Origin of the sequence: Streptomyces sp. NBC_00568 (genome assembly GCF_026341855.1) — a bacterium.
GTDB lineage: Bacteria > Actinomycetota > Actinomycetes > Streptomycetales > Streptomycetaceae > Streptomyces.
On the sequence record NZ_JAPENW010000001.1, the window covers coordinates 2,977,296 to 2,989,327 of the forward strand.

General features: G+C 70.5%; 10 protein-coding genes. 6 read left to right on the plus strand and 4 right to left on the minus strand.

Annotated elements, in window-relative coordinates:
* Positions 1-158: 158 nt before the first annotated feature.
* Positions 159-650 carry an SseB family protein gene (locus OOK38_RS12905; RefSeq protein WP_266760725.1) on the minus strand — a complete coding sequence of 164 codons (492 nt, stop codon included), beginning with the start codon at positions 648-650 and terminating at the stop codon, positions 159-161.
* Between the two features lie 143 nt (positions 651-793).
* On the opposite strand from OOK38_RS12905, the gene OOK38_RS12910 reads away from it, so the two are divergent.
* From OOK38_RS12910 to OOK38_RS12925, 4 genes are all read left to right on the plus strand, one after another.
* Positions 794-2,620: an acyl-CoA dehydrogenase gene (locus tag OOK38_RS12910; RefSeq protein ID WP_266760723.1), complete on the plus strand. Its 1,827-nt coding sequence runs from the start codon at positions 794-796 to the stop codon at positions 2,618-2,620.
* A gap of 190 nt (positions 2,621-2,810) precedes the next feature.
* Positions 2,811-4,106: a M18 family aminopeptidase gene (locus OOK38_RS12915; RefSeq protein WP_266760721.1), complete on the plus strand. Its 1,296-nt coding sequence runs from the start codon at positions 2,811-2,813 to the stop codon at positions 4,104-4,106.
* A gap of 131 nt (positions 4,107-4,237) precedes the next feature.
* Positions 4,238-5,869: a hypothetical protein gene (locus OOK38_RS12920; protein ID WP_266760719.1), complete on the plus strand. Its 1,632-nt coding sequence runs from the start codon at positions 4,238-4,240 to the stop codon at positions 5,867-5,869.
* Positions 5,870-5,971: 102 nt separating this feature from the next.
* Positions 5,972-6,217, plus strand: coding sequence for a DUF6458 family protein (locus tag OOK38_RS12925; protein WP_266765774.1), 246 nt, complete (start codon positions 5,972-5,974; stop codon positions 6,215-6,217).
* A gap of 6 nt (positions 6,218-6,223) precedes the next feature.
* Here OOK38_RS12925 and OOK38_RS12930 read toward each other — a convergent pair whose 3' ends face one another.
* From OOK38_RS12930 to OOK38_RS12940, 3 genes are all read right to left on the minus strand, one after another.
* Entirely contained in the window at positions 6,224-8,032 is a 1,809-nt protein-coding gene (locus tag OOK38_RS12930; protein WP_266760718.1) for an NHL domain-containing thioredoxin family protein, read from the minus strand.
* Positions 8,033-8,137: 105 nt separating this feature from the next.
* The gene (locus OOK38_RS12935) at positions 8,138-9,673 is read right to left on the minus strand and encodes an FG-GAP and VCBS repeat-containing protein (RefSeq protein WP_266760717.1); all 1,536 of its coding nucleotides are present in this window, start codon (positions 9,671-9,673) and stop codon (positions 8,138-8,140) included.
* 249 nt (positions 9,674-9,922) lie between these two features.
* Positions 9,923-10,333: a cupin domain-containing protein gene (locus OOK38_RS12940; protein ID WP_266760715.1), complete on the minus strand. Its 411-nt coding sequence runs from the start codon at positions 10,331-10,333 to the stop codon at positions 9,923-9,925.
* Between the two features lie 51 nt (positions 10,334-10,384).
* Here OOK38_RS12940 and OOK38_RS12945 point away from each other — a divergent pair, with 51 nt between their 5' ends.
* Both OOK38_RS12945 and OOK38_RS12950 read left to right on the plus strand, forming a co-directional pair.
* Positions 10,385-11,476 (plus strand): helix-turn-helix domain-containing protein, encoded by a 1,092-nt coding sequence (locus tag OOK38_RS12945; RefSeq protein WP_266760713.1) that lies wholly within the window; start codon positions 10,385-10,387, stop codon positions 11,474-11,476.
* Complete coding sequence (locus OOK38_RS12950; RefSeq protein ID WP_266760711.1) at positions 11,436-11,930, plus strand: LURP-one-related/scramblase family protein; 495 nt, start codon at positions 11,436-11,438, stop codon at positions 11,928-11,930. Before OOK38_RS12945 ends, OOK38_RS12950 begins: the two co-directional genes overlap by 41 nt.
* Positions 11,931-12,032: the final 102 nt, after the last annotated feature.

Consider the following 12,032-nt stretch of genomic DNA (forward strand, 5'->3'; position numbering starts at 1 on the left):
TCCTTGTGCTTCGAGTTTAGTTGAGGATTGAACTTTCTGCTACCCGTAACGACGGACGCCCGGAGGGCATTCCCTCCGGGCGTCACGCGTGATTGAGGCACGCCGAGGCGCCTCGGCCGCGCGGGCGGCGGGGCATCGGCCGCGCCCGCGCCGGGCTGTCAGCCGTACATACGGCGCATCGCGAAGTCCACCATCTGCTCCACGGCCTTCGCGTCGAAGACCATCCGGTGCTCGCCCTCCATGTCGATCACGAAGCCGTAGCCGGTGGGCAGCAGGTCGATCACCTCGGCACCGGTGATCACGAAGTACTTGGACTCCTTGCCGGCGTACCGGCGCAGTTCCTTGAGCGAGGTGAACATCGGGATGACAGGCTGCTGAGTGTTGTGCAGCGCCAGAAAACCGGGGTTGTCGCCGCGCGGGCAGTACACCTTCGACGTGGCGAAGACCTGCTGGAAGTCCTCGGCGGCCATGGACCCCGTGGTGAACGCGCGGACCGCGTCCGGCAGGGACGGCGGGGACGGCTCGGGGTACAGCGGCGGCTGCTGGCCGTACCCGCCGGGCATCTGCCCGCCCGGCATCTGGCCGGGCATCTGCTGCTGCGGCGGGACGTACCCCTGCTGGGCGCCTGCGTTCTGCTCGTAGCCGTACATGCGTCAAAGAGTAGTGGGCCACATATGGCCCACTCGGGGTTGCTTCTTATTACTGGCGGGTAGCATTATCGAAGCTACTTGTTGGTACGTGAACCAAGTGCGAGGAGTCAGTGCCTCGCCGATCCCTTAACGGAGCCGTCGCCATGGGGCATTACAAGTCGAATCTCCGCGACATCGAGTTCAACCTCTTCGAGGTGCTCGGGCGCGACAAGCTGTACGGCACCGGCCCGTTCGCGGAGATGGACACGGACACCGCCAAGAGCATCCTCGAGGAGCTGACCCGCCTCGCGGAGAACGAGCTGGCCGAGTCCTTCGTGGACGCCGACCGCAACCCGCCGGTCTTCGACCCGGAGACCAACACCGCGCCGGTCCCGGCTTCCTTCAAGAAGTCGTACAAGGCGTTCATGGACTCCGAGTACTGGCGTCTCGGCGTGCCCGAGGAGATCGGCGGCTCCACCGCGCCCCGCTCCCTGATCTGGGCGTACGCGGAGCTGATCCTCGGTGCGAACCCGGCTGTCTGGATGTACTCCTCCGGCCCCGCGTTCGCGGGCATCCTCTTCGAGGAGGGCACCGAGGTCCAGAAGCACATCGCGAAGATCGCCGTGGACAAGCAGTGGGGCTCCACCATGGTGCTCACCGAGCCGGACGCCGGCTCCGACGTGGGCGCGGGCCGCACCAAGGCGGTCCAGCAGGAGGACGGCTCCTGGCACATCGAGGGCGTGAAGCGCTTCATCACCTCGGGTGAGCACGACATGGAGGAGAACATCCTCCACTACGTCCTCGCCCGCCCCGAGGGCGCCGGCCCCGGCACCAAGGGCCTGTCCCTCTTCCTCGTCCCGAAGTACGAGTTCGACTTCGAGACCGGCGAGCTGGGCGAGCGCAACGGCGCGTACGCGACGAACGTCGAGCACAAGATGGGCCTCAAGGCCTCCAACACGTGCGAGATGACCTTCGGCGACCGCCACCCCGCCAAGGGCTGGCTGATCGGCGACAAGCACGACGGCATCCGCCAGATGTTCCGCATCATCGAGTTCGCCCGCATGATGGTCGGCACGAAGGCGATCTCCACGCTGTCGACCGGCTACCTGAACGCGCTGGAGTACGCCAAGGAGCGCGTCCAGGGTCCCGACCTGGCGAACTTCATGGACAAGACCGCGCCCAAGGTCACCATCACGCACCACCCGGACGTGCGCCGCTCGCTGATGACGCAGAAGGCGTACGCCGAGGGCATGCGCGCCCTGGTGCTGCACACCGCCGCGATCCAGGACGAGATCCAGGTCAAGGAGGCCGCCGGCGAGGAAGCCGCCGCCCTCGAGGCCCTGAACGACCTGCTCCTGCCGATCGTGAAGGGCTACGGCTCCGAGAAGGGCTACGAGCAGCTCGCCCAGTCGCTCCAGATCTTCGGCGGCTCCGGCTTCCTGCAGGAGTACCCGATCGAGCAGTACATCCGCGACGCCAAGATCGACACCCTGTACGAGGGCACCACCGCGATCCAGGGCCAGGACTTCTTCTTCCGGAAGATCGTCCGCAACCAGGGCGCGGCTCTGAACTCCCTCGCCGAGGACATCAAGAAGTTCCTGGCGCTCGGCACCGGCGGCGAGGACCTGTCCGCCGCCCGTGAGCAGCTCGCGAAGGCGGCCGTCGAGCTGGAGGCCATCGTCGGCCTGATGCTGACCGACCTCGCGGCCACCGAGCAGGACGTCAAGAACATCTACAAGGTGGGCCTCAACACCACCCGCCTCCTGATGGCCTCCGGTGACGTGGTCGTCGGCTACCTGCTGCTGCGCGGTGCCGCCGTCGCCGCCGAGAAGCTGGAGACGGCCGCCGCCCGGGACAAGGCGTTCTACACCGGCAAGATCGCGGCCGCGAAGTTCTTCGCCGCCAACGTGCTGCCGGGTGTCACGGGCGCCCGCAAGCTCGCCGAGGTCGTCGACCTGGACCTGATGGAGCTGGACGAGGCCGCTTTCTAGGAGCCGGCCTCCAGGGGTCCGCCAGAAGCCTCCTCCCAGGAGGCCGACGGTCCCCGCGAAGCCGGACGGACACCGATCCGGAACCTGTCCATCCGGTCAGGTGCCCAAGGTGTCCGCCCTTCACATCCCCCTTACGAAGGCCCGCTCCCATCCCCGGGAGCGGGCCCTCGTGCGTCGTTAAGGTGAACCCATGAGTGCACCCTCCCGCTTCGACCGCGGCCACACCGACGACCTCATGTCCTTCCTCGCGGCGAGCCCCACGCCGTACCACGCCGTGGCGACCGCCGCCGAGCGGCTGGAGAAGGCCGGATTCCGTCAGGTCGCCGAGACCGACGCATGGGAGGGGACCAGCGGCGGGAAGTACGTCCTGCGCGGAGGGGCGATCGTCGCCTGGTACGTGCCGGAGGGCGCCGAGCCGCACACGCCGTTCCGGATCGTGGGCGCGCACACCGACTCCCCGAACCTGCGGGTCAAGCCGCTGCCGGACACCGGGGCGCACGGCTGGCGGCAGGTGGCCGTGGAGATCTACGGCGGTCCGCTGCTGAACTCCTGGCTCGACCGGGACCTGGGCCTGGCCGGGCGCCTCTCCCTGCGGGACGGCTCGACCCGCCTGGTCAACATCGACCGCGCCCTGCTGCGCGTGCCCCAGCTCGCCATCCACCTGGACCGGTCCGTCAGCTCCGACGGACTCAAGCTCGACAAGCAGCGGCACCTCCAGCCCATCTGGGGACTCGGCGACCCCCGCGAGGGCGATCTGATCTCCTTCCTGGAGGAGGAGTCGGGCCTGCCCGCGGGCGAGGTCACCGGCTGGGACCTGATGACCCACTCCATCGAGCACCCCTCCTACCTGGGCCGCGACAAGGAACTGCTCGCGGGGCCGCGGATGGACAACCTGCTGTCCGTGCACGCCGCGACGGCCGCGCTGGCCGCGGTCGCGTCGGCCGACGCCGGACTCTCGTACATCCCGGTCCTCGCCGCCTTCGACCACGAGGAGAACGGCTCGCAGAGCGACACCGGCGCCGACGGACCGCTGCTCGGCAGCGTGCTGGAACGTTCGGTCTTCGCACGCGGCGGCTCCTACGAGGACCGGGCACGCGCCTTCGCCGGAACGGTGTGCCTGTCCTCCGACACCGGCCACGCCGTGCACCCCAACTACGCCGAGCGGCACGACCCGACACACCACCCGCGCGCCAACGGCGGGCCCATCCTCAAGGTGAACGTCAACAACCGCTACGCCACCGACGGTTCGGGCCGCGCGGTGTTCGCCGCCGCCTGCGAGAAGGCCGGCGTGCCCTTCCAGAACTTCGTCTCCAACAACTCCATGCCCTGCGGCACCACCATCGGCCCCATCACGGCGGCCCGGCACGGCATCAAGACGGTCGACATCGGCGTGGCCATCCTCTCCATGCACAGCGTCCGCGAACTGTGCGGCGCTCAGGACCCGTTCCTGCTGGCCAACGCGCTGACGGCGTTCCTGGAAGGCTGAGTTCCGCCGTCCTGGCCCCCTCCACGAAACCGTTTGTTTTGAACCTGTTCAAAGATGGCTTCCTCAGCGTACGATTCGATCCGATCTTCAACGATCGACATCATGAAACAGTCTCGTGGGGGGACTCGCACGTGCGAAAAAGATCCCTGGCGCTCGCCTGCGCCTGCGTCGCGGCCGGCCTGCTGCTCGGCCCGGTACCCGCCGCGCACGCGGCGGTGGCGCCGGTGCTGTACGGCGTCGGCAGCGGTGCCCACCCCGGTGACGGCCTGGTGTCGGTGTCCGCCTCGTCCGACACCGCCATCACCTCGATCACCGCACACCTGTACGCGCCGGGCTCCGCCGCCGACGCCCCGGAGATCACCCGGGTCAGCGACTTCACCCCTGACTCCAGCACCGGCTTCGCGAACCTGTGGCGGACCACCACCCCGCTGCGCCTGGCCGACCTCGGCGCCTACCGTGTCGTGGTCGACCTGACCGACGCCGACGGGGACACCACCACCGCTCAGAACACTTACTGGTACGAGCTCGAAGCGAACCTCACGGATCTGCGGGTCACCCCGCAGAACCCGGACTACGAGCACCAGGACGTCACCGTCACCGGCGGCTTCACGGTCACCGACCCGCGCACCGGCGAGACCACGCCCGCGGCGAACGAGCCCGTGGACCTGGAGATCTCCGGCCCGAACGCGGAGACCAGGACCGGCGCCAACGGCCGTTTCAGCTACAGCTACCACGTCACCAGCGCGTCCAGCGACAGCGTCAACGCCTGGCTGCGGCCGGACGAGCCCTGGTACCAGTCCAGGGCCAACCAGAGCGTCGAGGTCAGGGCCGTGCAGTCGGACACGCGCGTGACCCTGGACGCCGCCGAACTGAACATCAAGGCCGGGCAGGCGGCGAAGGTCTCCGGGACCGCCGAGGTGTACGTCGGCGGGGCGTGGAAACCGCTGGCCGGAGCCACGGTGGACGAGACCTGGTCCGACGAGTTCGGCGGCGTGGCCTCGCGGCCCGTCACGGGCGCCGACGGCCGCTTCACCGGCGAGCTGAAGATGTCACGGACGGGGAAGGTGAACGTCTCGGTCCAGCGCGGCGCCTACCTCAACTCGAGCCCCGAGCGATCGGTCACCGTCCACGTCGCCCGCAAGACGTCGATCAGCGGCTTCACCGTCAGCCTGAACAAGTACGCCGAACTCACCGCCGCCGGCTACCTCCACACCGGGTCGAGCATCCCCGGCGACGCGGACAACCACGTACGGCTGCAGTACTCGGCCGACGGGAAGACCGGCTGGACGACGGTGAAGACGGTCACTCCCGGCAGCGGCGACCCGGAGACCGGCAGCCGGTTCAAGGGCACGTTCGACGCGCCCGCGAAGGGCTACTACCGGGCCTACTTCGCCGCGACCGCCAACTGGCAGGCGTCGTACAGCACGGTGCTCCACGCCGAACGCACGAAGACCCGTATCACCGACGCGAACGCGTCGCCCGAGCCCGTCACCAAGGGCCGGACCATCACCGTCAAGGGCACGCTGCAGCACTACACCTCGTCGGCGTGGAGGGCCTACTCCGGCCAGAAGGTGAAGATCCTCTTCCGTCCCAAGGGCTCCAGCACCTGGTACGACGAGGGCGACACCACGACCCGTTCCAACGGCTCCTTCAGCAAGCTATTCACGGCCCGGAAGGACGGCACCTGGGTCGCCGTGCTGCTCTACCCGAACAGCACCCACCTGGTGAGCTCCGGACGCGAGGACTACGTCGACGTGAGGTGACGCCAGGCCGTGAGGGATCGCCTCCGCATGGCTCGCGAGGTCCCGGGTACCCGGAACGGGCCCGGAATGACTCCGCGTTGCTACTTCAAGGAGGCGACACCCATGGGCCTGGGCGGATGCATCATCCTGATCGCCGCAGGGGCGATTCTCACGTTCGCGACCGACTGGGACATGCAGGGGGTCAACCTCCACGTGGTCGGCGTGATCCTCATGATCGCCGGACTGATCGGTGTGGCGACCTTCGGCAGCGTCGCCCGCCGCCGGCGGGTGGTCGTACCGCCGACGGCGACCGTCGTCGAGGAGGACCGCCACCAGCGCAACGGCTACTCCGACGGCTACGGCGTCTGAGCCGACTCAGTCGTCCATGCCCGCGAGGACCAGGGGCAGCCGGTCCGCACCGCCTTCGGTGAGGCGGACCGGCACCCCCCAGTCCTGCTGGTGGACATGGCAGGCCGGGTGCTCTCCCCCAGCCACATCGTCGTCGCAGGACGCCGCCATCGCCGAGACGTGCAGCACGCCCTCGGGGACGGCCGGGTTCAGCTCGACGACCCGGGAGAGATCGGTGCCGGCGCCCTCGCCCGCGAGCAGCAGCTCGGGCGGGGTGGCGGACACGAGGAGCCGGGTGGACGGGCCGTAGCGCGTGTCCAGCTTCTGCCCGGCCGGCGCCTGGAAGACGACGTCCAACCGGACGGCTCCCGGGGCGACTTCGGTGGCCTCTCGCCGAGTCCGGTGGGCGACCGACTCCACACGCACGGTCTCCTCGGGCAACCGCAGCCGGGTCAGCCGGTGGCGGGCGGACTCCACCACCACGATGTCGTCCCCGACGAGCACGGCGTCGCTCGGCTCCCGCAGATCCGTGGCCAGCGTGGTCACTTCACCCGTCGCCGGGTCGAAGCGACGCAGCGCGTGGTTGTACGTGTCGCTGACCGCGACCGACCCGTCGGGCAGCGCGGTGACACCCAACGGGTGCTGGAGCAGAGCCTGTTCAGCGGGCCCGTCACGGTGTCCGAAGTCGAAGAGCCCGGTGCCGACGGCCGTGTGCACGCTCCCGTCCTGGTCGACCCAGCGCAGCGCCGAGGTCTCGGAGTCGGCCAGCCAGAGCCGGTCCCCGGTGGCGGCGAGCCCCGACGGCTGCGCGAACCAGGCCTCGGGCCCCGGCCCGTCGACCAGCCCCTCGTTCGTCGTGCCCGCGGCGACCCCGACGGTCTCCGTCACCGGGTCGTACGCCCACAGCTGGTGCACACCGGCCATGGCGATCCAGACCTTCCCGCCGAACAGAGCCACGTCCCACGGCGAGGACAGATCGACCTCGAGCGCCGGTCCGGACGTCGGCGAACCCTGCCACCACTGGCGGCCGGTGCCCGCGAGCGTGCTGACCGCGCCGGTCGCGAGATCGACCCGCCGCAGGGCGTGGTTCACGGTGTCCGCGACGACGACCGCGCCCTCGTCGAGCAGCGCGAGCCCCTGCGGCTCGCTGAACCCCGCCGCCTCCGCGCTGCCGTCCACGCACCCGCGGACACCCGATCCGATGCGCCGTACGACCGTCTCGGCATCCTCCGCCAGCTCCACCAGCTGATGCCGGGTCGTGTCGCTGACCAGCAGATTCCCACTCGGCAGGGCGAGCGCCTTGCCCGGGAAACGCAACACGGTCGGCTCGGGCTCGGGCGCCACGTACGGGCCGTCACCGCGCCGCAGGGTGCCCTTGGCCGCGTGCTCGGCCTCCAGTTCCTCCACCAGCCGCTCGATGGCGTGGGCATGCCCCTCACCGGCGTGCTGCGCGACGACGTATCCCTCGGGGTCGATCACCACGAGCGTCGGCCAGGCCCGTACCGCGTACTGCTTCCAGGTCGCGAGCTCCGGGTCGTCCAGCACCGGATGCTCCACCCCGTACCGCTCCACCGCGTCGACGACCGCCCGGTGCTCCGCCTCGTGCGCGAACTTCGGCGAGTGCACCCCGACGATCACCACGGTGTCCCGGTGCTTCTCCTCCAACTCCCGCAGTTCGTCCAGGACATGCAGGCAGTTGATGCAGCAGAAGGTCCAGAAATCCAGGATCAACACGCGGCCACGGAAGTCGGCGAGCTTCAGATCCTTGCCACCGGTGTTCAGCCAGCCGCCCTTGCCGGCCAGCTCGGGAGCGCGGACACGTACGCGTTTGCTCATCCGTCCAGGGTCGCACGGCCACCGGACCCCGCCGCGGTCCCTCGGCGCGGGTGAACGACGAACGCCCCCGGATGTCCCGAGGGCGTCGTCCGTGCCGTCCAGCCGTCAGTAACCGAGCACCGAGCCGAAGGCCAGGCCGGTCGTGGGGGCGGGAAGTGCGAGCGTTCCCGCGGTGAAGCTGACCGCGCCGGTGCCGGTCGGGCCGGACGCGCCGGCGGTCAGGGTCCAGACGCGGCCGTTGTTGCCGTCCTCGCCCGGTGCCGCGACCGAGAGGTCGGCACGGCCGTCGCGGTTGAGGTCCCGCAGGAAGATCCCGTAGCCGTTCGTGCCGCCGAAGGAGTCGTCGGTCTCGTTGGAGCCGGGGACACCGGCGGTGCCTTGGTTGAAGCTCTGGGCGCCGGTGGTGGTCAGTCCGGAGCCCGAGCCGTGGAGCACGACGACGTTGCCGGTGTTGACGGCGGAGCCGATGTCCTCGCCCGGTGCGCCGATCGCGAGGTCGGCGGCGCCGTCGCCGTTGACATCCGCGGTCGAGAGGGTGTTGCCGAAACGGTCGTCGGTCTCGTCCGTGCCGGGAACACCGCCAATGCCCTGAACCAGGTCGACCGGGGGACGGGTGGCCGCCGGGCCCTGCGCACTGCCGTACAGCACGCGCACGGCGCCACCCTTGCGGGTGGGCAGCGGGTGCTGCGGGACCCAGGGCTCCTCGCTGTCGTAGGCGCCGAACGCGGCGTTGCCGAGGGCGAGGTCCGCGTAGCCGTCCTTGTCGAAGTCGCCGACGGCCACGGTGTTGCCCGTGGTCTCCCCGTACCAGGAGTCGGCGCGGACCAGCCCGGTGGAGGTGCCGCGCAGGTAGGTGGTGCCGCCGCCTTCCAGGCCGTTGTACGCGGCGGCCACGTCCGACCTGCCGTCGCCGTCGATGTCGCCGACCGCCAGGCGGATGTACCCGGTGAAGTGCGGGATGCCGGCGCCGGTGACGTAGGTGAGGGCCGCCGGGGTGGTGCCCGGCGCGAACGGACCGCGGGCGACGGAGACGCCGGAGGTCTCGTCACCCCGGTTGGCGGTGACGATGTCGGACTTCCCGTCGCCGTTGACGTCGGCGACGGCCAGCCCCGCGAACCCGGTGCCGTCGTACAGCGTGGAGCCCTTCAGGACGGTACCGCGGGTGAAGCCCTGCGGGCCGCTCCACAGGATGGTGATGCGGCCGGTGTCCTCACTGGTGGACGCGTCCTCACCGGGCGCCGTGACGACCAGGTCCGCGTAACCGTCGCTGTCGAGGTCCGCGCTGGTGATCCGGGAACCGAAGAAGTCGTCCGTCTCGGAGGTGCCGGGTATGCCGCTGGTGGACTGGCTGACGGTGTAGCGCGCCGAGGTCTTCGGTCCCTTCGCGGAGCCGGGCACGACGGCGATGTACCCGGCGCCCTTCTTGCCACCGGCCGTTCCCGACTTCACGCCGATCGCGAGATCGCGGTAGCCGTCGCCGTTGAAGTCGTACGCCTTGGCTGCGCCGGCCGCGGAGGCCGGGGCGGTGGCGATCGCCAGCAGGCCGCCGGTGAGGGCGGCTGCCGCGGCGGTCGCCAGGGTGACGCTGAGGCGGTGGTGCATGCGGTGGTCCTCCTGGGCATGCGGGGATGCTCGGGGCATCCACAGAGTGTGGGTCGCCGGTGCGCCACCCCGGGTTCACCTCGTGTCGGCGCGGGCGTGGAGCGGCGTTGGCAAAGAGCAGACCAACGGAGGGCGCCCATGGTTGCGCGGGGGACACGTTTTGCTCAGGAGTCTCTCCACGTCGCTGCTCGCACAGGGCTGTTGCGGACCGGTGCGCGCACGTCGGCGAACGGGACAGGGGCCGGAGAGCCGTCGCTGCGGGTCGTCGGCGGAGGGCCTGCCCGGTCGTCAGCGGAGGGTGTGCCCGGTCGTCGCGTCCACGTGGGCCGGGACCTCGTCGTGGCGGTCGCCGACCGTGAGGGTGCCGGTGGGCTCGAAGAGGAGGATCGCGGCGCCACCGGGGGCGTACGGCTTGTGCTCGGTTCCGCGCGGGACCGTGCAGACGGAGCCCTTGGGGAGGACGACGGTCCGCTCGCCGGCCGGCTCCCGGAGCGCGATGGTCAGCTCGCCCTCCAGGACCAGGAAGAACTCGTCCGTGTGGTCGTGCACGTGCCAGACGTGCTCTCCCTCGACCTTCGCGACGCGCACGTCGTAGTCGTTGACGGCGGTGACGATCCGGGGGCTCCACAGGTCGGTGAAGGAGGCGAGGGCGGCGGAGAGGGAGACGGGTTCGGCGCGGCGGGCGGATTCGCTGGTCATGCGCTCATCCTCGGCTCCGCGCGGAACGCCCGCGAGTGCTAGAAATCGCGTATGCCGCAAGGATCCTCGCAGCTGCCGCCCGCTCGGGAGCCCCGCACCGTGCCCGGTCGGGGGGAGCCGCCGCCGACCCGGCCGCATCGCGTCGCCGTGATCGTCGACGAGGGCACGAATCCCTTCGAAGTCGGTGTCGCGACGGAGCTGTTCGGGCTTCCGCGGCCCGAGCTGGGACGAGCGGAGCCGCTGTACGAGCTGACTCTGTGCGTGCCCACGCCCGGCGTCCGGATGAATCACGGGTTCTTCACCCTGAGCGGAGTGCCCGGTCTCGACGCGGTGGACGACGCCGACACCGTCGTCGTCCCCGGCCGTCCCGACAACGTCGTACCGCGCCGGCCCGTCGTCCTGGACGCCATCCGGCGCGGCCACGCGCGCGGGGCCCGCGTGGTGAGCTTCTGCACCGGGGCCTTCGCGCTGGCCGAGGCGGGACTGCTCGACGGGCGGCGGGCCACCACCCACTGGCGCTGGACGGACGCGTTCCGGGAGCTGCATCCGAGGGTGCTGCTGGATCCGGACGTGCTCTTCGTGGACGAGGGGGACGTGCTGACCGCGGCGGGCAGTGCCGCCGCCCTCGATCTCGGGCTGCATCTCGTGCGGCGCGACCACGGCGCGGAGATCGCCAACACGGTGTCCCGCCGGCTGGTCTTCGCCGCGCACCGCGACGGGGGGCAGCGCCAGTTCGTGGAACGGCCACTGCCCGACGTGCCCGACGCGTCGCTGACACCCCTGCTGGCTTGGGCGCAGGAGCGGCTCGGTGAGCCGCTGACGGTCGGCGACCTGGCGGCGAGCGCCGCGGTCAGCCCGGCGACGCTGCACCGCCGCTTCCGCGCGCAGCTCGGCACGACGCCGCTGGCGTGGCTGACGGCGGAGCGGGTCGCCCTGGCCTGCCGGCTCATCGAGCGCGGCGAGGTCCGGCTCGACGTGGTGGCGGACCGCAGCGGGCTCGGGACCGCCGCGAACCTGCGCGAGCGGGTGCGCCGGGCGACCGGACTCAGCCCGTCGGCCTACCGGCGGCGTTTCGGACCGCCCGCCGGGGAACCGGTGACGCATGAGATACCTCGTACGCGACCGGCTGCTCGGCTTCGGTGACGACTACTGGATCGAGGACGACCACGGCGACAGGGTCTTCTTCGTCGACGGCAAGGCCATGCGCCTGCGGGACACCTTCGAGCTGAAGGACACCCAGGGGCGCGTCCTCATCGACATCCACCAGAAGATGCTCGCGCTGCGCGACACGATGATCATCGAGCGGGACGGCGACCCGCTCGCGACCATCAAGCGCAAGCGTCTGTCCCTGCTCCGCAACCACTACCGCGTCTCCCTGGTCGACGGCACCGAGCTCGACGTCAGCGGCAAGATCCTCGACCGCGAGTTCGCCGTCGACTACGACAACGAGCTCCTCGCCCAGATCTCCCGCCGCCGGCTCCACGTCCGCGACACCTACGGAGTCGACGTTGTACGGGAGGACGCCGATCCGGCACTGCTGATCGCGGTGGCGGTGTGCGTGATCCACCTGGCGGAGAAGGAGCGGGGGGACGACTGAGAAGGGAACGGCGGCCGGCGGCGGGAGCGCTCGCGGGGTCCCCGCCCGGGAGGAAGGCGGGAAGTGGGGACCTGCGAGCGCGCGACACCCGGGGTGAGGACC